This is a genomic window from Enterobacter cloacae complex sp. 277I4, from assembly GCF_050031465.1.
GTDB classification, from domain to species: Bacteria; Pseudomonadota; Gammaproteobacteria; order Enterobacterales; family Enterobacteriaceae; genus Enterobacter; species Enterobacter cloacae.
Genome location: NZ_JBLGWC010000001.1, coordinates 437,386 through 462,966 on the forward strand (window position 1 = coordinate 437,386; position 25,581 = coordinate 462,966).

Genomic DNA, 25,581 nt, shown 5'->3' on the forward strand with positions numbered 1-25,581 from the left:
TCCTTCTGTTGTTAGCCTTCGTCTTTTTTGTCGTCAACCAGCGGGCTGGCGTCAAGTTCGGCCTTGATCTCTTCTTCCGGGAGCGGTGCAGGCTCTGCATCCGGCGTCACGAAAGGTTCAGTCGAGACCGCCAGCGGCTGGCCGAGTTTGGTGACTGACAGGCTCTGGAGCTGTTCAGCCAGCTTCACTTTGCCAGGGGCAAAGAGGTTGATAACCGTGGAACCCAGCTTGAAGCGACCCATCTCCTGGCCTTTCAGCAGAGCGACTGCGCCTTCTTCTTCACCGGCAGGCCAGGTCCAGCGTTTGATCACGCCTTCACGTGGTGGGGTGATGGTTCCAGCCCAGACCGTTTCGATGCTGCCGACAATCGTTGCACCCACCAGAATCTGCGCCATTGGGCCAAACTCAGTATCAAACAGGCAGATGACGCGTTCGTTACGCGCGAACAGGTTGGGAACGTTTTGCGCGGTCAGGTGGTTCACGGAGAACAGATCGCCCGGCACGTAGATCATTTCACGCAGGATCCCGTTGCACGGCATGTGCACGCGGTGATAGTCACGCGGAGAGAGATAGGTGGTGGCGAAGGTACCGTTGCGGAACAGATCCGCCATCAGGTAGTTACCCGCCAGCAGCGCTTCAAGGCTGTAGTTGTGGCCTTTTGCCTGCAGGATTTTGTCGTCTTCGATGTTACCCAACTGGCTAATCACGCCATCCGCAGGCATGACCAGCACGTTAGGATCGGTATCAACCGGGCGGACTTCGTCGCGCAGTGGGCGCACGAAGAATTCGTTGAAGGTGCGATAGCTGGCGGTATCTGGCTTCTGCGCCTCTTTCATGTCGACCTTGTAATATTTTACGAAAAGGTCGATGACCAGTTTGGTCAGCCAGCCCGCTCGTTTGCTCGCGCCCCAGCCCGCCAGGCGAGTGAGCCACAGTTTTGGCAGAATGTATTGAAGCGAAAGTTTAAATGCGTTTAACAAGGTAGCCTCCAGGCCATTTTTTGTCGTTCCTGATCCGGCTGTAATCAGCCGGAACCTGAAAAAAGGGGACGATTTTAGCGATGCTTAGCTTAGTTGTCAGTTATCAGAATCAGAAAAGTTTTTACGCGTTTTTACCTGATCCATGCTCTCAAGAATGCGGTGGTAGTTATCAAAGCGGGTCTCCGCAATCTCACCTTTCTCGACCGCTTCGCGGATGGCACAGCCCGGGTCATTATCGTGTTTACAGTCCCGGTATTTGCAAGCCCCTAAATAATCATGGAATTCGACAAATCCGTTGAAGATTTGTTCCGGCTCAAGGTGCCACAAACCGAATTCGCGCACGCCCGGAGAGTCAATCACATCGCCGCCATGCGGGAAGTGGTAGAGACGAGAAGCGGTAGTGGTGTGCTGGCCCAGGCCCGAGACATCAGAGACATCGTTAGTCAGAATTTCTTGCTGGAGACCGAGAAGATTATTCAGCAGGCTGGATTTCCCCACGCCGGACTGACCCGCAAAGATACTGATGCGCCCGGTCAGCGCTTCTTCCAAGGGTTTCAGGCCATCTTTGGTGTAGCTGGAGACCATCAGCACGCGATAACCGATCTTGCGGTAGATATCCATCTGCTCATTCACGAAGTCCATACCTTCATCATCCAGCAGATCGATCTTGTTCAGAACAATGATTGGCTCAACCTGTAACGTTTCGCAGGCAACAAGGTAGCGGTCGATAATATTGAGCGACAGCTCGGGCAAAATCGCCGAGACGATGACGATCTGGTTGATATTGGCGGCAATGGGTTTTACCCCGTCGTAGAAATCGGGACGGGTAAGTACCGACGTGCGCTCGTGAACCGCTTCAACGATACCTTTGACCGTTACGCCTTCCGCCGCCTCTTTACCTGGACGCCAGACAACGCGATCGCCGGTAACCAGCGAACGAATAGTTCGTCGAATGTTGCAACGGTGGATCTCACCGTCGGCGGATTCCACGTCGGCATGCATACCGAAACGGCTGATGACGACGCCTTCCGTCGGCTCACCAAACAGGTTGTCGTCGTAATCGACCTTCTCCGAAGTGGTTTTAAGACGGCGCTGGTGATTGGCATTCACGCGGCGCTGCTGCCCTTTGGAGAGTTTATTTTTACTCAATCGCGCTGGCTCCTGGTCGCCCGTAAGGGGCAAAACCTCTATGATACACTCTAATTAATACTAGTTAACCTGCTACAGCCGGTTATGCGAGAAGGGTGGAAAATAACATGAGCGCGGATGAAAACAACCTGATTTGGATCGATCTTGAAATGACCGGGCTGGATCCCGAGCGCGATCGCATTATTGAGATTGCCACGCTGGTCACCGATGCAAACCTTAATATTCTGGCGGAAGGGCCAACCATTGCGGTGCACCAGTCCGACGATCAGCTGGCGTTGATGGATGAGTGGAACGTGCGTACCCACACCGGCAGCGGGCTGGTTGAACGGGTGAAAGCGAGCACGATGGGCGACCGCGAGGCGGAGCTGGCGACGCTTGAGTTTCTGAAACAGTGGGTCCCGGCGGGCAAATCCCCTATCTGTGGTAATAGCATTGGCCAGGATCGTCGTTTCCTGTTTAAGTACATGCCGGAGCTGGAATCTTACTTCCACTACCGTTATCTGGACGTGAGCACCCTTAAAGAGCTGGCGCGCCGCTGGAAACCCGAAATCCTCGATGGCTTTAAAAAGCAGGGTACGCATCAGGCGATGGACGATATCCGTGAGTCCGTCGCGGAGCTGGCGTACTATCGCGAAAACTTTATTAAGCTGTGATTTTGAGACCTGGCGCCTTGCGTGGCCGGGTTTTTGTCGTTAAATTGTTCAGCTTGCCGATTAAATAAGCACTTGAACTGATTTTCGAAAAAATCGCGTTGAGGGGGGTTGCAGCTAAAAGGATTTCTCGTATAATGCGCCTCCCGTAACGACAGAGAAATACGCGTTACGACAGCAACAAAAGCAGTACAAATTTGCGGGAATAGCTCAGTTGGTAGAGCACGACCTTGCCAAGGTCGGGGTCGCGAGTTCGAGTCTCGTTTCCCGCTCCAAAATTTGAAAAGTATCGCAAGATACGCCAGCACCAGAACACCCAAGCGGGAATAGCTCAGTTGGTAGAGCACGACCTTGCCAAGGTCGGGGTCGCGAGTTCGAGTCTCGTTTCCCGCTCCAAAATTTGAAAGTATCGCAAGATACGTACAGCTTCAGAACGCCCAAGCGGGAATAGCTCAGTTGGTAGAGCACGACCTTGCCAAGGTCGGGGTCGCGAGTTCGAGTCTCGTTTCCCGCTCCAAATTCTTCTTGATATCAAAAATATCCACAGCGATAAGATGCGTTGGGGACGTTTTCTATTACTTCCGAAATACTCTTGTAAACAGAGTTATCCACAGATTTTGGGTATGACCGAAACCGTGTGAAAAGTTAGCAGGGTGAATAGTATCTCTGTAACTTGCTGTATATGCTTGGGAAAATTTGATTTCAAAATGTTATTGAGATCACTTGACCTCATCTCCAGCCCTGATGCTGCTTGAGTTTGTAATTTTATTCACAGGCTGTGAATAGTTCACGCATCCCGCGGAAGCCCTTTTTCTATCACCCTCACCAGGCGTTGTTTTTGCGGTGGTTGTACCTCAACCACGCAGGCATTTCGCTTCTCGATTTGCTGCGCAATCGCCCATTCTATGTGTTCGTCGAGAAGTGGGTGCTCACCTCTACGGCTCTCAAGCGCCCGGATATTCGCTTCATCCCACGGGGCATTCCCCAGCGCAACGGCGACATTACGCAGCCAGCGAAGATGGCCAATACGGCGAATGGCCGAACCTTCCGTCACTTTCAGGAACCAGGCTTCACTCCAGGCGAACAGTTCAATGAGCTGTGGCGCATGCAGCGCCTTACGCGGGCTAAAATCCTCTTCGTCCGTGAGCTGCGAATAGCGGTTCCACGGGCAAATTAACTGGCAGTCGTCGCAGCCGTAGATGCGATTGCCGATAAGCGGCCGGAATTCTTCAGGGATCGCCCCTTCCAGTTCGATGGTGAGGTAAGAGATGCAGCGTCGGGCATCCACCGTATAGGGCTCAACGATAGCGCCCGTCGGGCAGATAGTCATACAGGCCACGCAGTGCCCACAACCTTCTTCTACCGGGCCGTCTACCGGCAGCGGTAAATCAATCAGCAGTTCACCCAGGAAAAAGAACGATCCTGCGTCGCGGCTCAGAATAAGTGAGTGCTTACCAGTCCAGCCAAGCCCGGCTTTTTCAGCGATAGGGCGCTCAAGAACAGGCGCGGAGTCGACAAACGGTCTAAAATTCAGCGAAACACAGTGCTGCTGAATAGTTTCGCCGAGTTTTTTTAGTCGGTTACGCAGAAGCTTATGGTAATCACGCCCCAGGGCATACCGGCTAACGTAACCGAGAGAGGGATTTTTTAACGTACGCGCAAAAGCCGCGTTGGCGGGAAGATAATTCATGCGTACGCTGATAACGCGTAACGTACCCGGCAACAGCTCGTGTGGACGGGCCCGCATCATGCCATGACGCGCCATCCACTCCATTTCGCCGTGGTATTGTTTATCCAGCCAGGCCTGCAGTTTTGGCTCGCTGGCGGAGAGATCGGTGTCGGTGATCCCCACCTTCTGGAAGCCCAGTTCAGCACCCCACTGTTTTATTTTTTGCGCTAACTGATTGAGATCGAGGGGCTGTGACATGACGGACCATACTGTGAAGAAAAACCCCGCAAGTATACCACATTCCATCTGGCATGCGGATGACCTCAGACGCGCCGAAAAAGAGGCCGCGGACAGTCTTGGCATTACCCTTTATGAGCTCATGCAACGGGCGGGCGAGGCGGCATTCAACATTGCTCGTAGTGCGTATCCGCAATCCGGCCACTGGCTCATTTTATGCGGACACGGCAATAACGGCGGCGATGGTTACGTTGTCGCCCGGCTGGCGGTCGCGGCAGGTCTCCGCGTTACGTTACTGGCGCTGGAGAGCGATAAGCCGCTGCCGGAAGAAGCCAGCGCCGCGCGGGAAGCCTGGCTGAATGCAGGCGGAGTGATTCATGCATCCGATATCGTCTGGCCAGAGGATGTTGATCTCATTATTGATGGTCTGCTGGGCACCGGGTTACGTAGTGCGCCCCGTGATAACGTAGCAGCTCTGATTGCGCGCGCCAATGCCCATACCGCGCCGGTGGTGGCACTGGATATTCCCTCTGGTCTGATGGCGGAAACCGGTGCGACGCCAGGAGCGGTGATCCAGGCCGCGCATACCGTCACGTTTATTGCCCTGAAGCCCGGGTTACTCACCGGGAAAGCGAGGGATGTGGTGGGCTCGTTGCACCATAACGCCCTGGGGCTGGAGAGCTGGCTTGCCGGGCAGGAGACACACCTTTCCCGCTTTGATGCTACTCAACTTAGCCACTGGCTGCCGCCGCGTCGGCCAACGTCGCACAAGGGCGACCACGGCAGGCTGGTCATCATTGGCGGCGATCACGGCACGGCCGGCGCTATCCGGATGACGGGGGAAGCTGCGTTGCGCAGCGGCGCGGGGCTGGTCCGGGTGCTGACGCGCAGTGAAAATATCCCGCCCATTATTACGGCCCGACCAGAGCTGATGGTGCATGAGCTTACGCCGCAGACCCTTGAAGAGAGTCTTGAGTGGGCGGATGTGGTGGTGATTGGCCCGGGACTCGGGCAACAGGCCTGGGGTAAGCAGGCGCTGCAAAAGGTCGAGAATTTTCGTAAACCGATGCTCTGGGATGCCGATGCGCTGAACCTTCTGGCAATCAACCCGGATAAGCGTCACAATCGCATCCTGACGCCACACCCCGGCGAAGCCGCGCGGCTGCTTAACTGCAGCGTGGCAGAAATTGAAAGCGATCGCTTACTTTCTGCTCGCCGTCTGGTAAAACGTTACGGAGGTGTTGCCGTTCTCAAAGGGGCGGGAACCGTCATCGCAAGCGATGAGGCACTGGGCATTATTGATGCCGGAAATGCGGGCATGGCGAGTGGCGGAATGGGCGATGTGCTTTCAGGTATCATCGGCGCATTGCTCGGGCAGAAACTTCCCCTTTATGATGCAGCCTGTGCCGGCTGCGTGGCTCACGGTGCGGCGGCTGACAGCCTGGCTGCACGGTATGGCACACGCGGTATGCTGGCCACCGATCTTTTTTGCACGCTGCGGCGTGTTGTTAACCCGGATGTGATTGACGTAGAAAATGACTAATCGAGCGATTCCTTTACCTGATGAACAAGCCACTTTAGAACTCGGCAAGCGCGTGGCGCAGGCCTGTCAGGGGGCGACTGTCATTTATCTTTATGGTGATTTAGGTGCGGGTAAAACCACCTTCAGCCGGGGTTTTTTGCAGGCGTTAGGCCATAATGGGAATGTGAAAAGCCCAACCTACACGCTGGTAGAACCGTACACTCTTGAAAATCTCATGGTGTATCACTTCGATTTATACCGACTTGCGGATCCTGAGGAGCTGGAATTTATGGGGATCCGTGATTATTTTGCCAATGATGCCATCTGCCTGGTGGAGTGGCCGCAACAAGGTGCGGGTGTGTTGCCTGACCCGGATGTCGAAATTCACTTAGATTACCAGGCACAAGGGCGTGAGGCGCGCATCAGTGCTGTTTCCTCATCAGGCAGTTCCTTACTGGCGCGTTTAGCCGGTTGAGCGTAGGGATGACGGGATGATAAATCGCGTTAAAGGTTGGTTATTGGCTGCCACGGTGCTGCTGTGCGCGCAGGCTGGTGCGGCAAGCCTCTCGGATATTCAGGTGTCGAACGGGGAGAGTCAGGCCCGAATCACGTTCAGTTTTATGGGCGACCCTGAATATGCTTTTTCTCAACCAGACAGCCGCAGCGTGGCGCTGGATATCAAACAGACGGGTGTGATCCAGGGGTTGCCCTTGCAGTTCAGCGGTAACAACCTGGTCAAAAGTATTCGTTCCGGTACGCCAAAAGATAGTCAGTCATTGCGCCTGGTGGTCGATCTGACCGAAAAGGGTAAAACGCGGGCGGTGAAGCAGCAAAACGGCGCGAATTATACGGTGGTCTTTACCATCAATGCCGATGCGCCACCGCCACCGGTTGTGGCGAAACGGGTGGAAGAGCCGGTTTATACCCCGCGCCCGTCTGAACCTGCGCGGAATCCGTTTAAAACCGACAACGATCGCATCACCGGCGTCACCAGCAGTAATACCGTGACGCGCCCGGCGGCCAGCGCGCGTCGTGTGGTCAGCGGTGATAAAGTGATTATCGCCATTGATGCCGGTCATGGCGGGCAGGATCCTGGTGCAATTGGTCCAGGTGGTACGCGTGAGAAAAACGTGACCATCGCCATTGCCCGTAAGCTACGGACGCTGTTGAACGATGACCCGATGTTTAAAGGCGTATTGACCCGTGACGGCGATTACTTTATCTCCGTGATGGGACGCTCAGACGTGGCGCGTAAGCAAAATGCTAACTTCCTGGTCTCCATTCATGCGGATGCCGCGCCAAACCGTAACGCCACAGGGGCATCGGTGTGGGTGCTGTCAAACCGTCGGGCGAACAGTGAAATGGCTAACTGGCTTGAAGAGCATGAGAAGCAGTCCGAACTGTTGGGTGGTGCGGGCGATGTGCTGGCCAACAGCCAGTCTGACCCGTATCTCAGCCAGGCGGTGCTCGATTTACAGTTCGGTCATTCTCAGCGCGTCGGGTATGATGTCGCCACCAACGTACTGAATCAGCTGCAAGGCATCGGGGCATTGCATAAACGCCGTCCGGAGCATGCGAGCCTTGGGGTTCTGCGTTCGCCGGACATTCCATCGATCCTCGTGGAAACGGGCTTTATCAGTAATAACAGCGAAGAGCGTTTGCTGGGCAGCGACAGCTATCAGCAGCAAATTGCCGAAGCGATTTATAACGGTCTGCGTAAATATTTTGAGGCTCATCCGCTGCAGTCTGCGCCGCAGGGCGGTGCAGCCCAGACGGCCAGCGCCGTGCTGCCGGGTGAGATGACCGCGACCAACTAAGGAGAATTCATGCCGATTCAGGTTCTACCGCCGCAGCTTGCGAACCAAATCGCCGCCGGTGAGGTGGTGGAGCGCCCTGCGTCGGTGGTGAAGGAGCTGGTCGAAAACAGTCTTGATGCGGGAGCCACCCGCATCGATATTGATATCGAACGTGGTGGCGCAAAGCTGATTCGCATTCGGGATAACGGGTGCGGTATCAAAAAAGAGGAGCTGGCGCTGGCGCTGGCGCGTCACGCGACCAGTAAAATCGCCTCTCTGGACGACCTGGAAGCGATCATCAGCCTCGGGTTTCGAGGCGAGGCGCTGGCCAGTATCAGCTCGGTTTCCCGTTTAACGCTAACCTCCCGTACGGCCGAACAGCAGGAAGCCTGGCAGGCCTATGCCGAAGGGCGCGATATGGACGTCACGATTAAACCTGCGGCGCATCCTGTTGGCACGACGCTCGAAGTATTGGATCTCTTCTACAACACTCCCGCCCGCCGTAAGTTTATGCGCACCGAGAAGACCGAATTCGGTCATATCGATGAGATTATCCGCCGTATCGCGCTGGCGCGTTTCGATGTCACCATCAACCTCAGCCACAACGGCAAGGTGATGCGCCAGTACCGCGCAGTAGCGGAGGGCGGGCAGAAAGAGCGTCGTCTGGGGGCAATCTGCGGTATGCCGTTTCTGGAACAGGCGCTGGCCATTGAATGGCAGCACGGTGATTTGGCCTTACGCGGTTGGGTTGCCGACCCGAACGCCAGCAGCGCCGCCTTCGCGGAGATCCAGTATTGCTACGTAAACGGCCGCATGATGCGCGACCGTCTGATCAACCACGCCATTCGTCAGGCCTGTGAAGATAAGCTCGGCGCGGATCAGCAGCCTGCGTTTGTGCTTTATCTGGAAATCGACCCGCATCAGGTTGATGTTAACGTCCATCCTGCCAAGCATGAAGTTCGGTTCCATCAGTCGCGGCTGGTGCACGATTTCATCTATCAGGGCGTGTTGAGCGTTTTGCAGCAGCAGGTTGAACCCACGCTGCCGCTGGAAAAAGAAGAGCCCGCTCCGCGTCCAATACCGGAAAACCGTGTTGCGGCGGGGCGTAACCATTTTGCCGAGCCAGCTTTCGCGCGTGAACCGGAAGCGCCACGTTTCTCGTCGGCAGGAAGCGCGCCGCGACCCACCGGTGCGAACTATCCCAACGCTCAGCCCGGCTATCAAAAGCAGCAGGGGGCGTTGTACCGTAAACTGCTGGAAACCCCCGCAGTCACGCGTAAAGAGCACAGTGAGGTACAAGCGCCTTCGCTGGAAGGGCATAGTCAAAGCTTTGGCCGGGTGCTGACGATTATTGCGCCGGATATGGCGTTACTCGAACGCGAGGGCAAGCTCATGCTCCTGGCCCTGCCGGTTGCAGAACGCTGGCTAAAACAGGTGCAACTGACCCCGGGAGAAAACGCGGCTTGTGCGCAACCGCTTTTGATCCCGGTTCGACTAAAAATATCCACTGAAGAAACAAGGGTACTGCAGCGCGCAGAGGCCCAACTGGCGCAGATGGGGATTGAAATGGTACTGGAATCACAGCATGTGACAATTCGCGCAGTGCCTTTACCCTTACGCCAACAAAATTTACAAAACTTGATTCCTGAACTGATAGGCTACCTGGCGCAACAAACAACGTTTGATGCCGCCAACACCGCGCAGTGGATCGCCCGCCATTTGGCCAGCGAACATACGCCGTGGAGTATGGCACAGGCGATTAGCGTGCTGGCAGAGGTGGAACGCCTTTGCCCGCATCTGGTGAAAGCACCGCCGGGTGGATTATTACAACCTGTTGATTTACAAACGGCGATGACTGCCCTTAAAGATGATTGATGTCAGTAAGGCGAGCCTGCCTAAGGCGATTTTTTTGATGGGCCCTACGGCCTCCGGCAAAACGGCGTTAGCCATTGAGCTACGTAAAGTTTTGCCCGTAGAGTTGATTAGTGTCGATTCTGCCCTCATCTACCGAGGAATGGACATTGGCACGGCGAAGCCCGACGCAGCCGAACTGCGCGCGGCTCCGCATCGTTTGCTGGACATTCTCGACCCGGCGCAGGCCTACTCCGCAGCGGATTTTCGCCGCGATGCCTTAGCCGAGATGGCCGAGATAACGGCGGCGGGACGTATACCGCTGTTGGTTGGCGGCACCATGCTCTATTTCAAGGCGTTGCTGGAGGGGCTCTCTCCTCTGCCATCGGCGGACCCTGAAATAAGAGCAAAAATTGAACAGCAGGCGGCAGAGCAGGGATGGGACGTTTTGCATCAGCAACTGGCAGAGATTGACCCGGTTGCCGCAGCACGGATCCATCCAAATGATCCGCAAAGGCTTTCCCGGGCACTGGAAGTTTTTTTCATTTCGGGTAAAACTTTAACGGAACTGACGCAAACGTCAGGAGACGCTCTGCCGTATCAGGTGCATCAGTTCGCTATCGCCCCGGCGAGCCGTGAACTGCTCCATCAACGAATTGAGCAGCGTTTTCATCAGATGTTGGCTTCAGATTTTGAAGCAGAAGTGCGGGCGTTATTTGCCCGTGGAGATTTGCATACGGACATGCCTTCCGTTCGTTGTGTGGGATACCGCCAGATGTGGTCATATCTTGAAGGCGAGATTTCATATGATGAAATGGTTTATAGAGGTGTTTGCGCCACGAGACAGTTAGCGAAGCGCCAGATCACCTGGTTGCGCGGTTGGGAAGGGGTTCACTGGTTAGACAGCGAAAAACCGCAACAGGCGCTAAACGAAGTGATTGAGGTTATTGGTGATATCGCTCACTGAATGTGTACAATTGAGACGTATCGTGCGCAATTTTTCAGAATCGCAAGGTTCTAAGTACAAAACAAGCATATAAGGAAAAGATAGAATGGCTAAGGGGCAATCTTTACAAGATCCGTTCCTGAACGCATTGCGTCGGGAACGTGTTCCAGTTTCTATTTATTTGGTGAATGGTATTAAGCTGCAAGGTCAGATTGAGTCTTTCGATCAGTTCGTGATCCTGTTGAAAAACACGGTCAGCCAGATGGTCTACAAGCACGCTATTTCTACTGTTGTTCCGTCCCGTCCGGTATCTCATCACAGCAATAACGCTGGCGGCGGCACTGGTAGTAACTACCATCATGGCAGCAACGCGCAGGGTTCTTCTGCTCCTGCGCAGGACAGCGACGAGACCGAATAAGGTTTCGCACTGTTATCCACACGGGGAGCCAGGGATCCTGCGTTCCCCGCTGATATTTTTAGAGGGTTTTACGCTTGTTTGACCGTTATGATGCCGGTGAGCAGGCGGTGCTGGTACACATCTATTTTTCGCAAGACAAAGATATGGAAGACCTCCAGGAGTTTGAATCTCTGGTCTCTTCCGCCGGTGTCGAAGCAATGCAGGTGATTACCGGTAGCCGTAAAGCGCCGCACCCAAAGTATTTTGTTGGTGAAGGTAAAGCAGTAGAAATTGCGGATGCCGTAAAAGCAACCGGTGCGTCAGTCGTGTTGTTTGATCATGCGCTGTCTCCGGCTCAGGAGCGTAACCTGGAAGCGCTTTGCGAATGCCGTGTTATCGATCGCACGGGGTTGATTTTAGATATTTTTGCTCAGCGTGCACGTACCCACGAGGGTAAGCTGCAGGTTGAGCTGGCGCAGCTGCGCCATCTGGCCACGCGTCTTGTACGTGGCTGGACCCACCTTGAACGACAAAAAGGCGGGATTGGTTTGCGCGGTCCGGGTGAAACCCAGCTCGAAACCGACCGCCGTTTGCTGCGCGGCCGTATTACTCAGATCCTCTCTCGTCTGGAAAGAGTCGAGAAACAGCGTGAGCAGGGACGTCGGGCGCGTACGAAAGCCGACATCCCGACGGTGTCGCTGGTGGGGTATACCAACGCCGGTAAATCCACCCTGTTTAACCAGATTACCGAGGCCCAGGTCTATGCCGCAGACCAGCTGTTTGCGACCCTGGACCCAACGTTGCGTCGTATCGATGTGGCGGATGTGGGTGAAACCGTGCTGGCGGATACCGTAGGGTTTATCCGCCACCTGCCGCATGATCTGGTGGCCGCGTTTAAAGCCACCCTGCAGGAGACGCGTCAGGCGACCCTGCTGCTGCACGTTATTGATGCTGCAGATGTCCGCGTGCAGGAAAACATCGACGCGGTGAATGTGGTGCTCGAAGAGATCGAGGCCCACGAGATCCCAACGCTGTTGGTGATGAACAAGATCGACATGCTGGATGATTTTGAGCCGCGTATCGATCGTGATGAAGAGAACAAACCAATTCGGGTCTGGCTTTCCGCCCAGACCGGTATTGGCGTGCCACTGCTTTTCCAGGCTTTGACAGAACGTCTTTCCGGTGAGGTAGCCCAGCACACGCTGCGACTGCCACCACAGGAAGGCAGGCTGCGCAGCCGGTTTTATCAGCTTCAGGCGATAGAAAAAGAGTGGATGGAGGATGACGGCAGCGTGGGGATGCAGGTGCGTATGCCGATCGTTGACTGGCGTCGCCTCTGTAAACAAGAACCTGCGCTGGTCGACTATATCGTCTGATCGGAAAGGGGATGCCTGAATAATTCGCCCTTGCATAACAAATATGGAGCATATACATGGCGTGGAATCAGCCCGGTAATAACGGACAGGACCGCGACCCGTGGGGAAGCAGCAATAATCAAGGCGGCAACTCTGGGGGAAATGGCAACAAAGGTGGTCGCGATCAGGGGCCGCCGGATCTGGATGATATCTTCCGCAAGCTAAGCAAGAAGCTTGGTGGGCTTGGTGGAGGAAAGGGGTCTGGCTCGGGTGGCAATTCTACCCAGGGCCCGCGCCCGCAAATGGGTGGTCGCATCGTGGGCATTGTGGCCGCTGCCGTGGTCATCATCTGGGCAGCCAGCGGGTTCTACACCATTAAAGAAGCCGAGCGCGGCGTGGTTACCCGTTTTGGTAAGTTCAGCCATCTGGTTGAGCCGGGCCTGAACTGGAAACCGACCTTCATTGACGACGTCACTGCAGTGAACGTGGAGTCGGTGCGTGAGCTGGCCGCTTCCGGCGTGATGCTGACCTCTGATGAGAACGTAGTGCGCGTTGAGATGAACGTGCAATATCGTGTTACGGATCCAGAACGTTATCTGTTTAGCGTGACCAGTGCCGATGACAGCCTGCGTCAGGCGACCGACAGCGCCCTGCGTGGCGTGATCGGTAAATACACCATGGACCGCATTCTGACTGAAGGTCGTACCGTTATTCGTAGCGATACCCAGCGTGAGCTGGAAGAGACCATTCGTCCGTACAACATGGGTATCACCCTGCTGGACGTCAACTTCCAGGCTGCTCGTCCGCCGGAAGAGGTGAAAGCCGCGTTTGATGACGCGATTGCCGCGCGTGAGAACGAACAGCAGTACATCCGTGAAGCGGAAGCATACGCCAACGAAGTTCAGCCACGTGCTAACGGTCAGGCGCAGCGTATTCTTGAAGAAGCACGCGCGTATAAGACCCAGACCATCCTGGAAGCGCAGGGTGAAGTGGCACGTTTCGCGAAAATCCTGCCGGAATATAAAGCGGCTCCGGAAATTACCCGCGAGCGTCTCTATATCGAAACCATGGAAAAAGTGCTGAGCCATACACGTAAAGTGCTGGTTAACGACAGCAAAGGTGGAAACCTGATGGTACTGCCGCTGGATCAGATGCTGAAAGGCGGTTCTGCACCGGCAGCAAAAGACAACAGCGGTGCGAATAACCTGCTGCGTCTGCCACCTGCATCGTCCGGTAGCTCCAGCGCAACAACCACGCCTTCTTCGAACGATGGTGACATTATGGACCAACGCCGTGCTAACGCGCAGCGTAACGACTACCAGCGTCAGGGGGAATAAGGATGCGTAAGTCAGTTATTGCGATTATTGTCATCGTACTGGTCGTACTTTATACCTCTATCTTTGTGGTGAAAGAGGGCGAGCGCGGGATTAAGTTCCAGTTCAGCAGCGTCGTCCGTGACAGTGACAAGCGTCCGGTGATTTATGAGCCGGGTCTGCACTTCAAGGTTCCTTTTATCCAGTCAGTGAAGACGCTTGATGCGCGTATCCAGACCATGGATAACCAGGCCGACCGTTTCGTGACCAAAGAGAAGAAAGACCTGATCGTTGACTCCTATATCAAGTGGCGTATCAGTGATTTCAGCCGTTACTTCCTGGCAACGGGCGGCGGTGATGTTTCTCAGGCGGAAGTGCTGTTGAAACGTAAATTCTCTGACCGTCTGCGTTCTGAAATTGGTCGTCTGGATGTGAAAGATATCGTGACCGACTCTCGTGGTCGTCTGACGCTGGAAGTGCGCGATGCGCTGAACTCCGGCACCGCGGGTACGGAAGACGAAGTTGAAACGCCAGCAGCGGACGATGCAATTGCTAAAGCGGCGGAACGTGTTCAGGCTGAAACCAATGGTAAAGTGCCTGTAATCAACCCGAACAGTATGGCTGCGCTGGGTATCGAAGTGGTGGATGTGCGTATTAAGCAGATCAACCTGCCGGCGGAAGTGTCTGAGGCGATCTACAACCGTATGCGCGCCGAGCGTGAAGCGGTAGCCCGTCGTCACCGTTCACAGGGTCAGGAAGAAGCGGAAAAACTGCGTGCGGCCGCGGATTACGAAGTGACCAAGACGCTGGCGGAATCTGAGCGTCAGGGCCGTATCCTGCGTGGTGAAGGTGATGCGGAAGCCGCGAAACTGTTCGCCGATGCGTTTAGCCAGGATCCAGACTTCTACGCCTTTATCCGTAGCCTGCGTGCTTACGAGAATAGCTTCCAGAGCAACCAGGATGTGATGGTGCTCAGCCCGGACAGCGATTTCTTCCGTTATATGAAGACGCCGACTAACGCAACGCGATAAACTCAGTCTCGTTTGAGTATTCAAACCACCGCTCTTAACGGAGCGGTGGTTTTCTTTTATAAGGATTAAAAATGAATTCAACGATCTGGCTGGCACTGGCACTGGCGCTGGTTTTAGTCCTGGAAGGCCTGGGCCCGATGCTCTATCCGCGCGCCTGGCGTCGCATGATCGCCACCCTGAGCCAGTTGCCGGATAATATTTTGCGCCGATTCGGCGGCGGTCTTGTGGTTGCTGGCATTGTTATCTACTACATGTTGAGGAAAACGATTGGCTGATCAAAAAGTGATCGGTTTTGGCATATTTTGGGGTCAAAAAGTGCTGTATATCTGAAAAAGCGATGGTAGAATCGATTTTTAAGCAAACGGTGATTTTGAAAAAAATGGGTAACAACGTCGTCGTACTGGGCACCCAATGGGGTGACGAAGGTAAAGGGAAGATTGTTGATCTTCTGACTGAACGGGCTAAATATGTTGTACGCTACCAGGGCGGTCACAACGCAGGCCATACTCTCGTAATCAACGGTGAAAAAACCGTCCTCCATCTTATTCCATCAGGCATTCTCCGCGAAAACGTCACCAGCATCATCGGTAACGGCGTAGTGCTGTCTCCGGCTGCGCTGATGAAAGAGATGAAAGGTCTGGAAGACCGTGGTATCCCGGTTCGCGAGCGTCTGCTGCTCTCCGAAGCCTGCCCGCTGATCCTTGATTATCACGTGGCGCTGGACGTTGCGCGTGAAAAAGCGCGTGGCGCTAAAGCGATCGGCACCACCGGTCGTGGTATCGGCCCGGCTTATGAAGACAAAGTGGCTCGTCGCGGTCTGCGCGTGGGCGACCTGTTCGATAAAGCAACCTTCGCTGAAAAACTGAAAGAAGTGATGGAATATCACAACTTCCAGCTGGTGAACTTCTACAAAGCAGACGCTGTTGACTACCAGAAAGTGCTGGATGATGTCATGGCGATTGCTGATATTCTGACCGGCATGGTAGTTGATGTGTCCGATCTGCTGGACCAGGCGCGCAAGCGTGGCGATTTCGTCATGTTCGAAGGTGCGCAGGGTACGCTGCTGGATATCGACCACGGTACCTATCCGTACGTAACTTCCTCTAACACCACCGCAGGTGGCGTGGCGACCGGCTCTGGCCTGGGTCCACGTTATGTGGATTACGTTCTGGGCATCATCAAAGCGTACTCCACTCGCGTGGGTGCGGGTCCATTCCCGACCGAACTGTTTGATGAAACCGGCGAGTTCCTGTGCAAGCAGGGTAACGAGTTTGGCGCGACCACCGGTCGTCGTCGTCGTACCGGCTGGCTGGATGCAGTGGCTGTGCGTCGTGCAGTGCAGATCAACTCCCTGTCTGGCTTCTGCCTGACCAAACTGGACGTCCTGGACGGCCTGAAAGAGGTGAAAATCTGCGTCGGCTACCGCATGCCGGATGGCCGTGAAGTGACCACCACTCCGCTGGCTGCTGATGACTGGGAAGGTATCGAGCCAATCTACGAAACCATGCCAGGCTGGTCTGAGACCACTTTCGGTGTGAAAGAGCGTAGCGGCCTGCCACAGGCAGCGCTGGATTACATCAAGCGCATTGAAGAACTGACCGAAGTGCCGATCGACATTATCTCTACCGGCCCGGATCGTACTGAAACGATGATCCTGCGCGACCCGTTCGACGCATAATCTTCGTGACTGCTGGCCTGCGGGAAAACCCGTAGGCCGGATAAGCGTAGCGCCATCCGGCGACCGCTCCTGGATATCCGCTTTTTCGCCCCGTCTGTCAAATAAATTAGCCCCTAACTATCTGGCTGGTTTATCATCATTAATGAATATCTCTGCGGTTTTACCGCGTTTTCCCTTTTTTCCTGAGGTTGATGTGCAGTTAACAAGTTTCACCGATTACGGCTTACGCGCGCTAATCTACATGGCGTCGTTACCCGATGGGAAAATGACCAGTATCTCTGAAGTGACAGAGGTCTACGGCGTGTCCCGTAATCATATGGTCAAAATAATCAATCAACTTAGTCGTGCCGGATACGTTGCTGCCGTCCGCGGGAAAAATGGTGGGATCCGTCTCGGTAAACCGGCGCAAAGTATTCGTATTGGGGATGTGGTGCGTGAACTGGAACCCTTGTCTCTGGTGAACTGCAGCAGTGAGTTCTGCCACATTACCCCCGCTTGTCGCCTGAAACAGGCGCTTTCTCTGGCCGTGCAAAGTTTTCTTAAGGAACTGGATAACTACACGCTGGCCGATTTGGTTGAAGAGAATCAACCGCTTTATAAATTATTGCTGGTGGAATGAAGAAAATTTCCACCGGAGCTGACAACGGAGGAACCGATATGTCACATGATCCTTTCCAGGAACGCGAAGCTGAAAAATACGCGAATCCTATCCCCAGCCGCGAGTTCATCATTGAACACTTAACAAAACGCGAAAAACCCGCCAATCGTGAAGAACTTGCTGTTGAATTAAACATTGAAGGTGAAGAGCAAACTGAAGCCCTTCGCCGCCGCCTGCGCGCCATGGAGCGCGACGGGCAACTGGTCTTTACCCGCCGCCAGTGCTATGCGCTGCCAGAACGCCTCGACCTGTTGAAAGGGACCGTCATTGGTCACCGCGACGGTTACGGTTTTTTGCGCGTAGAGGGCCGCAAAGACGACCTCTACCTCTCATCCGAACAGATGAAGATGTGTATTCACGGCGACCAGATCCTGGCGCAACCGTTGGGTGCCGATCGTAAAGGCCGCCGCGAAGCACGCGTGGTTCGCGTGTTGGTGCCAAAAACCAGCCAGATCGTTGGCCGCTACTTTACCGATGCCGGTGTAGGCTTTGTGGTACCGGATGACAGCCGTCTGAGCTTCGATATCCTGATCCCGCCTGAAGAGGTGATGGGTGCGCGCATGGGCTTTGTGGTAGTAGTGGAACTTACCCAACGTCCAACGCGTCGCACCAAAGCGGTAGGTAAAATCGTCGAAGTGCTGGGCGATAACATGGGTACCGGCATGGCTGTTGATATGGCCCTGCGTACGCATGAGATCCCTTACATCTGGCCAAAAGCGGTTGAAGAGCAGATTGTGGGTCTGAAGGAAGAGGTTCCGGAAGAGTCCAAAGCGGGACGCGTGGATCTCCGCAGTCTGCCGCTGGTCACCATTGATGGTGAAGATGCCCGCGACTTCGATGACGCCGTATACTGCGAGAAAAAACGCGGTGGCGGCTGGCGTCTGTGGGTTGCTATCGCCGACGTGAGCTATTACGTTCGTCCCCACACGCCGCTCGATAACGAAGCGCGCAGCCGTGGTACGTCGGTTTACTTCCCGTCTCAGGTGGTGCCGATGCTGCCGGAAGTGCTTTCCAACGGCCTCTGTTCCCTGAACCCGCAGGTTGATCGCCTGTGTATGGTTTGCGAGATGACCATCTCCAGTAAAGGTCGCTTAACCGGTTATAAATTCTACGAAGCGGTAATGAGCTCCCATGCGCGTCTGACCTACACCAAGGTCTGGCATATGCTGCAGGGCGATCAGGATCTGCGTGAACAGTATGCGCCGCTGGTGAAGCACATCGAAGAGTTGCATAACCTCTACAAAACGCTGGATCAGGCGCGTGAAGAGCGCGGCGGGATCTCGTTTGAGAGCGAAGAGGCGAAGTTCATTTTCAACGCTGAACGCCGCATTGAGCGTATTGAACAGACCCAGCGTAACGATGCGCATAAGCTGATCGAAGAGTGTATGATCCTGGCGAACATCTCGGCGGCCCGTTTTGTCGAGAAAGCTAAAGAGCCGGCGCTGTTCCGTATCCACGATAAACCGTCGACGGAAGCCATTACCGCGTTCCGCTCCGTACTGGCTGAACTCGGTCTGGAGCTGCCTGGCGGTAACAAGCCAGAGCCGCGCGATTATGCCGAGCTGCTGGAATCCATTGGCGATCGTCCGGATGCAGAAATGCTGCAGACCATGCTGCTGCGCTCCATGAAGCAGGCGATTTACGATCCGGAAAACCGTGGTCACTTCGGTCTGGCGCTGCAGTCTTACGCGCACTTTACATCGCCGATCCGCCGTTATCCGGACCTGTCTTTGCACCGTGCGATCAAGTATCTGCTGGCGCAGGAGCAGGGCCATAAAGGAAACACGACTGAAACCGGCGGGTACCACTATTCAATGGAAGAGATGCTGCAGCTTGGCCAGCACTGTTCCATGACCGAACGCCGTGCCGATGAAGCGACGCGCGAAGTCTCTGACTGGCTGAAATGCGACTTTATGCTGGATCAGGTCGGTAACATTTTCAAAGGTGTTATCGCCAGCGTGACCGGGTTTGGTTTCTTTGTTCGCCTTGACGAGCTGTTTATCGACGGTCTGGTGCATGTCTCCAGCCTCGATAACGACTATTATCGTTTCGACCAGGTTGGACAGCGCCTGATTGGTGAATCGGGTGGACAGACCTATCGCCTTGGCGATCGGGTGGAAGTCAAAGTCGAAGCCGTCAACATGGACGAGCGTAAGATTGACTTCAGTCTGATCTCCAGCGAGCGCGCGCCGCGCAACGTAGGTAAAACCGCGCGTGAGAAGGCGAAAAAAGGCGGTAACGGCAACGCGAGCGGCAAACGTCGTCAGGCGGGTAAGAAAGTGAACTTCGAGCCAGACAGCGCCTTCCGCGGTGAGAAAAAGCAGAAGCCAAAAGCGGCGAAGAAAGAGGCTCGCAAGGCGAAAAAGCCGTCCGCGAAAACACAGAAAATTGCTGCTGCGACCAAAGCGAAGCGCGCAGCGAAGAAACAGCAGGCGGAGTAAATTCTCCCCTCACCCTGACCCTCTCCCCACTGGGGAGAGGGGGAAATACCTTTTATGAGAATCATCAATGAGTGAAATGATTTACGGCATCCACGCGGTGCAGGCCCTGCTGGAGCGCGCACCGGAGCGTTTTCAGGAAGTGTTCATTCTGAAAGGGCGTGAAGACAAACGTCTGATGCCGCTGATCCACGCACTGGAAGCGCAGGGCGTGGTGATCCAGCTGGCCAACCGCCAGTTCCTGGATGAGAAAAGTGAAGGCGCGGTTCACCAGGGGATTATTGCCCGCGTGAAGCCAGGCCGTCAGTATCAGGAAAACGATCTGCCGGATCTGATCGCCGCACTGGATAACCCGTTCTTCCTGATCCTTGATGGCGTGACCGATCCGCACAACCTCGGCGCGTGCCTGCGCAGCGCCGATGCGGCGGGCGTGCACGCGGTGATCGTACCGAAAGATCGTTCTGCACAACTGAACGCAACGGCGAAGAAAGTGGCCTGCGGTGCAGCGGAAAACGTTCCGCTGATCCGCGTCACCAACCTGGCGCGCACCATGCGTATGCTGCAGGAAGAGAATATCTGGATCGTCGGTACCGCCGGTGAAGCAGATCATACTCTGTATCAGAGCAAAATGACCGGCCGTCTGGCGCTGGTAATGGGTGCGGAAGGTGAAGGCATGCGTCGCCTGACGCGTGAGCACTGCGACGAGCTGATAAGCATCCCGATGGCGGGCAGCGTGTCGTCCCTGAACGTTTCTGTTGCAACGGGTATTTGCCTGTTTGAAGCGGTACGTCAGCGCGGCGAATAAACAGCAAGGCCGTCCTGTGGACGGCCTTTTGTGTTTTATCTCTCTCCCGGTGGGTGAGGGCACCAGACGGTGACAACCTTACTCCTCTAACGCCCGCAAATGGTCATCCTTCCTGAGCGTCATCAGCGCCACAATACTCACGACCGCCGTCGCCATCACGTAATATGCCGGAATGTCGAGGTTTCCCGTCTCCTTAATCAACCCGGTAATAATAAGCCCCGCACACCCCGAGAAAATGGCATTCGACAAGGAATACGCCAGACCAAGCCCGGTATAGCGTACACGCGTCGGGAACATCTCTGAGAGCATTGCCGGCCCTGGACCTGCCAGCATGCCCACCAGACCGCCAGCTATCAATACCACGATCGCTTTTACCGCGAGGGTACTGGACTCCGCCTGCAGAATTTTCAGCAGCGGCAGGGCGAGGATCAGCAGTAACGCGGTGGCGATAATCATCACCGTGCGGCGGCCAATCCTGTCGCTCAGGATCCCCGACGGAATAATGGTGAGCGCAAAGCCGACATTCGAAATCACGGCTATCAACAGTGCCTGGTTAAATCCGGTGTGCAGTGCCGATTGCAGATAGGTTGGCATAATCACCAGATAGGTATATCCCGCCGCCGACCAGACCATCACCCGGCCAATTCCCATCACGATCGCTTTAATTGTGGCGACGGTACTGGCCTGCGCGATCAGCGGTTTTTCCTGCTGCTGCACGAAGCTCGGCGTCTCTTCCATACTCACCCGCAACCAGAGCGCCACCACCCCCATAGGCAGGGCCAGGAAAAATGGGATACGCCAGCCCCAGTCGTGCAGGGCTTCCGGTGTCAGTAAGGCAGAAAGCAAGGCGACAATACCCGCGCCCGCTAATAGCCCCAGCGCCACCGTGAACGATTGCCATGCGCCATACAGACCACGTTTACCGCGTGGTGCAAATTCCGTCATCAAGGAAACCGCACCACCGTACTCACCCCCCGCGAACAATCCCTGCAGGATGCGCAGCAACGTAACGATCAGCGGCGCAGCGATACCGATGCTGGCATAGACCGGCACAACACCGATGGCGGCGGTGGCGAGCGTCATCAGCACCAGCACAATAATCAGCGTCGGTTTGCGGCCAATCCGGTCACCGATGCGGCCAAACACCACCGCCCCCAGTGGGCGGAAAAAGAAAGCAATGGCAAACGAGGCGTAGGTGAGGATCAGGCTGGTCAGCCCCGACTCGCCTTCAAGCTGGAAGAAGTTTTTCGCAATCACGGTGGCCAGAAAGCCGTAGACCGCAAACTCATACCACTCGATGAAATTACCAATGGAGCCTGCAATTAACGCACGCTTATGCGCATTCGGTTGCATAACTTTCCTCACTGAAAGGGGTAAGAATAAATTATTCAATAAAAGTGAAGTGATGAAATAGTTTATTCTTATGTTCTGTGAGCTATTTCACGAATGATATCAGCGGGATCGCTACCGTGTGACCTTACTCCCATGCAGCGTGCACAGGGTCTGTCCATACTTATCTTCATTGCCACTGAAGGAGGGAGACAGCATGCACTGGCAAACACATACCGTTTTTAACCAACCCGCACCGCTTTCGAACAGCAACCTTTTTCTCTCTGATTGTGCCCTGCGTGACGCGGTGGCCCGCGAAGGCGCGGAGTGGGATAGCGAGTTGCTGGCTAGTATCGGCCAGCAGTTAGGTACGGCGGAGTCGCTGGAGCTTGGCAGGCTGGCGAACGTCAATCCGCCGGAGTTACTTCGCTATGACCCCACCGGTGAGCGGCTGGATGATGTCCGTTTTCACCCCGCCTGGCATCTTCTGATGCAGGGGCTGTGCGCTAACCGGGTGCATAACCTGGCGTGGGAAGAGGAGGCGCGTAAAGGCTCCTTTGTCGCTCGCGCCGCGCGCTTCGTGTTGCATGCTCAGGTTGAGGCCGGAACGCTGTGCCCCGTGACCATGACGTTTGCCGCCACGCCGCTGCTGCAACAGGCGCTCCCTGAACCTTTTCAGAACTGGCTCACGCCGCTACTGAGCGATCGTTATGATCCTCACCTTGCCCCTGGAGCCCAAAAGCGCGGCCTGCTGATCGGCATGGGGATGACGGAAAAACAGGGCGGATCGGACGTGCTCAGCAACACTACCAAAGCAGAAAAGTGCAGCGACGGCAGCTACCGGCTGGTGGGTCATAAATGGTTTTTCTCCGTGCCACAAAGCGATGCGCATCTGGTGCTGGCGCAGGCGAAAGGCGGGTTGTCCTGCTTTTTTGTTCCTCGCTTTTTGCCTGACGGGCAGCGCAACGCCGTGCGCCTGGAGCGGCTGAAAGACAAGCTCGGCAACCGCTCTAACGCCAGCAGTGAAGCGGAGTTTCTGGATGCGTCCGGCTGGCTGTTAGGGGAAGAGGGGGAAGGGGTACGACAGATCCTCCGCATGGGCGGGTTAACGCGTTTTGACTGTGCTCTGGGCAGCCATGGGTTGATGCGTCGGGCATTATCCGTGGCGCTGTACCACGCCCATCAGCGGCAGACGTTCGGGAAAAACCTCATCGATCAGCCGCTGATGCGCGACGTCCTGAGCCGCATGGCGCTGGTGCTGGAGGGGCAAACGGCGCTGCTGTTTCGCCTTGCCCGGGCGTGGGATAAACGCGCCGATCCGCAGGAGGCGGCCTGGGCGCGGCTTTTCACACCAGCCGCGAAATTCAGCGTCTGCAAAGCGGGTATCCCGTTCGTGGCAGAGGCGATGGAGGTGTTGGGCGGCATCGGGTACTGTGAGGAGAGTGAACTCCCCCGCCTGTATCGCGAGATGCCGGTGAATAGCATCTGGGAAGGCTCAGGGAACATCATGTGTCTGGATGTTCTGCGCGTTCTGGCGAAGCAGCCGGGTATGTTCGATCTGCTGGCAGAGGATTTTGCGCAGGTGAAAGGTCAGGACAGACACTTCGATCGCAGCTGGCGGCAGTTGCAGCAAAAACTGCGTAAACCGCAGGAGGCGCAGGGGCGGGAGATTGCGCATCAGCTATTCCTGCTGGGCGCCGGAAGCCAGATGCTGCGGCACGCCTCTCCGCCCGTCGCGCAGGCGTGGTGCCGCATGATGCTGGATACCCGTGGCGGCACGCTGATGACAGAGCAGGTTCAAAGCGATCTTCTGCTACGCGCCACGGGCAGGGTAGGCTAGTTTTTAAGCTGGAACAGGCTCACCAGTTGAGTGAGGTGCGACCCTTTCTCGCGCAGTGATTGTGCGGTTTGCTCGCTGCGCGAGACGCGATCGGCGTTGATGTGGGAGGCTTCACCAATATGGGTCATGGCCAGATTCACCTGACGGATCCCCGCCGACTGTTCGCGGGATGCATGGTTAATCTCGGTCACCAGTTGGTTGATGTTATCGATGTGCGCGATGATGGCATCCATCGCCAGACGCGTCTGCTCTGAGAGCGCATGGCCTTCACTCACCTTGTTCAGCGTGTCGCCAATCAGCTGCTCAATCTCTTTCACCGCATTAGCGCTGCGTGCCGCCAGGGCGCGCACTTCCTGCGCGACCACAGCAAACCCTTTTCCGTGTTCGCCGGCGCGTGCTGCTTCAACCGCTGCATTAAGCGCCAGAATGTTAGTCTGGAAAGCAATCGACTCAATCACGCGCGTGATGTCCTCGATGCGCTTTGAGGCGTCGCGAATATCGTCCATGGTGGAGACTGCGTTCGTCACCGTCTCGCCCCCCTGATGCACCGCGCGTGAGGTTTCCCCCACCAGCTGCTGCGTCTGTTCCATATTGGCCGCGTTTTGCTGCACGGTTGCGGCGAGTTGTTCCATACTCGCGGAGGTCTCTTCAACGCTACTGGCCTGTTTGTTGATCTGCTCTGAGATCTCACCGGTATCAGAGGCCAGGGCGTTAGTGCCCAGATGGATCTCGCCTGCGGCTTCGCGTACCTGCAGGACAATCTTTTGCAGACCGCCGCCGATCCCGTTGATGGCGTCGATAAGCTGGCCAACCTCATCCTGGCGGGTAACGGACAGGCTGGCACGCAGATCGCCTGCCGCATATTGTCGGGCAAGATGAATGACGTTACGCAACGGGCGCGTCAGCATGCGACGAATGATGATGACAAACAGCGCGGCAAACAGGACTGACAGCACCACGCCTGCCAGCAGGAAGCGATCCCGCATCGTGGTGACGCTTGAAAGCAGGACCGATTTATCCACTTCCCCCACAATGGTCCAGTTCCAGCCTGGCAGCGGCGTATAGGCCATTTTCAGTATGCGACCATCCTCACTTGTGCGTTCCAGCGTGCCCGGGGTATTGCTCAGCAACTGCTGCTGGGTGGCGCTGTCCCACTCAGGAAGCTGGCCTTCCCGGTTCGAGTGGAAAAGGAACTGTCCGCGCGTTTTACCGTTGCTGCGATCCAGCACGAAGAAGTGTCCGCTGTCACCTAAACGACGATTGAGGATTTTTTCGCGCATCACGTTCCAGGAGTGGGTGATATCCACACCAACAAAAATGATCCCAATGACCTGGCCTTCTGCGTTTTTGAACGGCTGATACTGGGTGATATAGCGCTTGCCGAACAGCAACGCCAGACCGCGATAGACCTCGCCTTTGGTGACGGCCGCATAGGCCGGACTGGCTGTGTCCAGAACGGTACCCATTGCCCGATCGCCGTTCTCTTTGCGCAGGGAGGTGGCGACACGGACAAAGTCATTACCGCTACGCACAAACAGGGTCGAGATTGCCCCTGTACGCGTCAGGAAGTCGTCAGAAAGTGCATTGTTTTCATGCAGGCCCGTTTCACTCCCTTTCAGAAGGGGAACGCTAAGCCCGTTAATGGTCTGGAGTTGACTGCTGTCGACGCTCAAAGGCTGCGGTAAAAAGGTGGTGAACAGCCGGGTATAGCTCTCGACCTCTTCGCTCAGACTGGTGTTAAACATCTGTACCATATCAACCATACCGGTGGACTGGTTATGCAGGTCTTCTACCGCAAGGGCTTCAAGCTGCTGGCTGGCTTTATGGCTGAGCAGAAAAGTGAAAAGCAGAAACAGCGTGGCGACACTCACGCCGGTAAGAAGCGATAGCTTTGCGCCCAGACCCGCACGGCGAAAAAAGGTGATCATAAATTGCTC

Annotated in this window: 21 protein-coding genes and 3 tRNA genes; 19 read left to right on the forward strand and 5 right to left on the reverse strand. The window is 55.6% G+C overall.

Translation table 11 applies throughout. From position 1 onward, the window contains the following. Positions 1 to 11: 11 nt before the first annotated feature. Positions 12 to 980, reverse strand: coding sequence for an archaetidylserine decarboxylase (gene asd / locus ACQG19_RS02075; RefSeq protein ID WP_013095278.1), 969 nt, complete (start codon positions 978 to 980; stop codon positions 12 to 14). Positions 981 to 1,076: 96 nt separating this feature from the next. Next, entirely contained in the window at positions 1,077 to 2,129 is a 1,053-nt protein-coding gene (gene rsgA / locus ACQG19_RS02080) for a small ribosomal subunit biogenesis GTPase RsgA (protein WP_013095279.1), read from the reverse strand. A 107-nt stretch (positions 2,130 to 2,236) separates the two neighbouring features. Here rsgA and orn point away from each other — a divergent pair, with 107 nt between their 5' ends. The 4 genes from orn (at position 2,237) to ACQG19_RS02100 (ending at position 3,296) form a co-directional block, all read left to right on the forward strand. Then, complete coding sequence (gene orn / locus ACQG19_RS02085; RefSeq protein WP_013095280.1) at positions 2,237 to 2,782, forward strand: oligoribonuclease; 546 nt, start codon at positions 2,237 to 2,239, stop codon at positions 2,780 to 2,782. Positions 2,783 to 2,978: 196 nt separating this feature from the next. Then, a tRNA-Gly gene (locus ACQG19_RS02090) sits at positions 2,979 to 3,054 on the forward strand. 45 nt (positions 3,055 to 3,099) lie between these two features. Continuing rightward, positions 3,100 to 3,175: transfer RNA gene (locus ACQG19_RS02095), tRNA-Gly, on the forward strand. A 45-nt stretch (positions 3,176 to 3,220) separates the two neighbouring features. Then, positions 3,221 to 3,296 (forward strand) — tRNA-Gly (locus tag ACQG19_RS02100). 270 nt (positions 3,297 to 3,566) lie between these two features. Here ACQG19_RS02100 and queG read toward each other — a convergent pair. Next, positions 3,567 to 4,706, reverse strand: a complete 1,140-nt coding sequence (gene queG / locus ACQG19_RS02105; RefSeq protein ID WP_246932121.1) for a tRNA epoxyqueuosine(34) reductase QueG — start codon at positions 4,704 to 4,706, stop codon at positions 3,567 to 3,569. Here queG and nnr point away from each other — a divergent pair. The 14 genes from nnr to rlmB all read left to right on the forward strand — a co-directional run bounded on the left by nnr (position 4,705) and on the right by rlmB (position 20,475). Next, entirely contained in the window at positions 4,705 to 6,228 is a 1,524-nt protein-coding gene (nnr, locus tag ACQG19_RS02110) for a bifunctional ADP-dependent NAD(P)H-hydrate dehydratase/NAD(P)H-hydrate epimerase (RefSeq protein ID WP_222169105.1), read from the forward strand. The genes queG and nnr overlap by 2 nt on opposite strands. After that, on the forward strand, positions 6,221 to 6,682 hold the full coding sequence (gene tsaE, locus ACQG19_RS02115; RefSeq protein WP_013095283.1) for a tRNA (adenosine(37)-N6)-threonylcarbamoyltransferase complex ATPase subunit type 1 TsaE: 462 nt from the start codon (positions 6,221 to 6,223) through the stop codon (positions 6,680 to 6,682). The genes nnr and tsaE overlap by 8 nt, the downstream gene beginning before the upstream one ends. 16 nt (positions 6,683 to 6,698) lie before the next feature. Next, on the forward strand, positions 6,699 to 8,024 hold the full coding sequence (gene amiB, locus ACQG19_RS02120) for an N-acetylmuramoyl-L-alanine amidase AmiB (protein ID WP_222169104.1): 1,326 nt from the start codon (positions 6,699 to 6,701) through the stop codon (positions 8,022 to 8,024). Between the two features lie 9 nt (positions 8,025 to 8,033). Beyond that, positions 8,034 to 9,878 carry a DNA mismatch repair endonuclease MutL gene (gene mutL, locus ACQG19_RS02125; protein ID WP_246932119.1) on the forward strand — a complete coding sequence of 615 codons (1,845 nt, stop codon included), beginning with the start codon at positions 8,034 to 8,036 and terminating at the stop codon, positions 9,876 to 9,878. Then, complete coding sequence (gene miaA / locus ACQG19_RS02130) at positions 9,871 to 10,821, forward strand: tRNA (adenosine(37)-N6)-dimethylallyltransferase MiaA (protein WP_020688973.1); 951 nt, start codon at positions 9,871 to 9,873, stop codon at positions 10,819 to 10,821. The genes mutL and miaA overlap by 8 nt, the downstream gene beginning before the upstream one ends. An 85-nt stretch (positions 10,822 to 10,906) precedes the next feature. Beyond that, positions 10,907 to 11,218, forward strand: coding sequence for an RNA chaperone Hfq (hfq, locus tag ACQG19_RS02135; RefSeq protein WP_013095287.1), 312 nt, complete (start codon positions 10,907 to 10,909; stop codon positions 11,216 to 11,218). Positions 11,219 to 11,292: 74 nt separating this feature from the next. Next, the gene (gene hflX, locus ACQG19_RS02140) at positions 11,293 to 12,573 is read left to right on the forward strand and encodes a ribosome rescue GTPase HflX (RefSeq protein WP_013095288.1); all 1,281 of its coding nucleotides are present in this window, start codon (positions 11,293 to 11,295) and stop codon (positions 12,571 to 12,573) included. A 56-nt stretch (positions 12,574 to 12,629) separates the two neighbouring features. After that, the gene (gene hflK / locus ACQG19_RS02145; protein ID WP_013095289.1) at positions 12,630 to 13,889 is read left to right on the forward strand and encodes an FtsH protease activity modulator HflK; all 1,260 of its coding nucleotides are present in this window, start codon (positions 12,630 to 12,632) and stop codon (positions 13,887 to 13,889) included. 2 nt (positions 13,890 to 13,891) lie between these two features. Then, a complete protein-coding gene (hflC, locus tag ACQG19_RS02150) occupies positions 13,892 to 14,896 on the forward strand; it encodes a protease modulator HflC (protein ID WP_013095290.1) in 1,005 nt (334 codons plus the stop codon). Between the two features lie 71 nt (positions 14,897 to 14,967). Further along, the gene (locus ACQG19_RS02155; RefSeq protein WP_246932117.1) at positions 14,968 to 15,171 is read left to right on the forward strand and encodes a DUF2065 domain-containing protein; all 204 of its coding nucleotides are present in this window, start codon (positions 14,968 to 14,970) and stop codon (positions 15,169 to 15,171) included. Between the two features lie 104 nt (positions 15,172 to 15,275). After that, positions 15,276 to 16,574, forward strand: a complete 1,299-nt coding sequence (locus ACQG19_RS02160; protein ID WP_006178975.1) for an adenylosuccinate synthase — start codon at positions 15,276 to 15,278, stop codon at positions 16,572 to 16,574. Between the two features lie 193 nt (positions 16,575 to 16,767). Beyond that, on the forward strand, positions 16,768 to 17,193 hold the full coding sequence (gene nsrR / locus ACQG19_RS02165; protein WP_014830384.1) for a nitric oxide-sensing transcriptional repressor NsrR: 426 nt from the start codon (positions 16,768 to 16,770) through the stop codon (positions 17,191 to 17,193). A gap of 38 nt (positions 17,194 to 17,231) precedes the next feature. Continuing rightward, the gene (rnr, locus tag ACQG19_RS02170) at positions 17,232 to 19,673 is read left to right on the forward strand and encodes a ribonuclease R (RefSeq protein WP_013095293.1); all 2,442 of its coding nucleotides are present in this window, start codon (positions 17,232 to 17,234) and stop codon (positions 19,671 to 19,673) included. 67 nt (positions 19,674 to 19,740) lie between these two features. Beyond that, positions 19,741 to 20,475: a 23S rRNA (guanosine(2251)-2'-O)-methyltransferase RlmB gene (gene rlmB, locus ACQG19_RS02175; protein WP_013095294.1), complete on the forward strand. Its 735-nt coding sequence runs from the start codon at positions 19,741 to 19,743 to the stop codon at positions 20,473 to 20,475. 78 nt (positions 20,476 to 20,553) lie between these two features. Here the strand turns inward: rlmB and ACQG19_RS02180 are convergent, their stop codons facing one another. Next, positions 20,554 to 21,828 (reverse strand): MFS transporter, encoded by a 1,275-nt coding sequence (locus tag ACQG19_RS02180; RefSeq protein ID WP_020688968.1) that lies wholly within the window; start codon positions 21,826 to 21,828, stop codon positions 20,554 to 20,556. A 193-nt stretch (positions 21,829 to 22,021) separates the two neighbouring features. Between ACQG19_RS02180 and ACQG19_RS02185 the strand changes: the two genes are divergently transcribed. Further along, positions 22,022 to 23,644 carry an isovaleryl-CoA dehydrogenase gene (locus ACQG19_RS02185; protein WP_013095296.1) on the forward strand — a complete coding sequence of 541 codons (1,623 nt, stop codon included), beginning with the start codon at positions 22,022 to 22,024 and terminating at the stop codon, positions 23,642 to 23,644. Here the strand turns inward: ACQG19_RS02185 and ACQG19_RS02190 are convergent. Further along, entirely contained in the window at positions 23,641 to 25,572 is a 1,932-nt protein-coding gene (locus tag ACQG19_RS02190) for a methyl-accepting chemotaxis protein (protein WP_161657645.1), read from the reverse strand. The two genes, ACQG19_RS02185 and ACQG19_RS02190, sit on opposite strands and share 4 nt — an antisense overlap. Positions 25,573 to 25,581: the final 9 nt, after the last annotated feature.

Bases quoted from the DNA above. Each gene is read 5' to 3' on its own strand.
- orn (WP_013095280.1), top strand. From the start codon at position 2,237: ATGAGCGCGGATGAAAACAACCTGATTTGGATCGATCTTGAAATGACC.
- nnr (WP_222169105.1), top strand. From the start codon at position 4,705: ATGACGGACCATACTGTGAAGAAAAACCCCGCAAGTATACCACATTCC.
- queG (WP_246932121.1), bottom strand. From the start codon at position 4,706: ATGTCACAGCCCCTCGATCTCAATCAGTTAGCGCAAAAAATAAAACAG.
- tsaE (WP_013095283.1), top strand. From the start codon at position 6,221: ATGACTAATCGAGCGATTCCTTTACCTGATGAACAAGCCACTTTAGAA.
- amiB (WP_222169104.1), top strand. From the start codon at position 6,699: ATGATAAATCGCGTTAAAGGTTGGTTATTGGCTGCCACGGTGCTGCTG.
- mutL (WP_246932119.1), top strand. From the start codon at position 8,034: ATGCCGATTCAGGTTCTACCGCCGCAGCTTGCGAACCAAATCGCCGCC.
- miaA (WP_020688973.1), top strand. From the start codon at position 9,871: ATGATTGATGTCAGTAAGGCGAGCCTGCCTAAGGCGATTTTTTTGATG.
- hfq (WP_013095287.1), top strand. From the start codon at position 10,907: ATGGCTAAGGGGCAATCTTTACAAGATCCGTTCCTGAACGCATTGCGT.
- hflK (WP_013095289.1), top strand. From the start codon at position 12,630: ATGGCGTGGAATCAGCCCGGTAATAACGGACAGGACCGCGACCCGTGG.
- hflC (WP_013095290.1), top strand. From the start codon at position 13,892: ATGCGTAAGTCAGTTATTGCGATTATTGTCATCGTACTGGTCGTACTT.
- ACQG19_RS02155 (WP_246932117.1), top strand. From the start codon at position 14,968: ATGAATTCAACGATCTGGCTGGCACTGGCACTGGCGCTGGTTTTAGTC.
- ACQG19_RS02160 (WP_006178975.1), top strand. From the start codon at position 15,276: ATGGGTAACAACGTCGTCGTACTGGGCACCCAATGGGGTGACGAAGGT.
- rnr (WP_013095293.1), top strand. From the start codon at position 17,232: ATGTCACATGATCCTTTCCAGGAACGCGAAGCTGAAAAATACGCGAAT.
- rlmB (WP_013095294.1), top strand. From the start codon at position 19,741: ATGAGTGAAATGATTTACGGCATCCACGCGGTGCAGGCCCTGCTGGAG.
- ACQG19_RS02180 (WP_020688968.1), bottom strand. From the start codon at position 21,828: ATGCAACCGAATGCGCATAAGCGTGCGTTAATTGCAGGCTCCATTGGT.
- ACQG19_RS02185 (WP_013095296.1), top strand. From the start codon at position 22,022: ATGCACTGGCAAACACATACCGTTTTTAACCAACCCGCACCGCTTTCG.
- ACQG19_RS02190 (WP_161657645.1), bottom strand. From the start codon at position 25,572: ATGATCACCTTTTTTCGCCGTGCGGGTCTGGGCGCAAAGCTATCGCTT.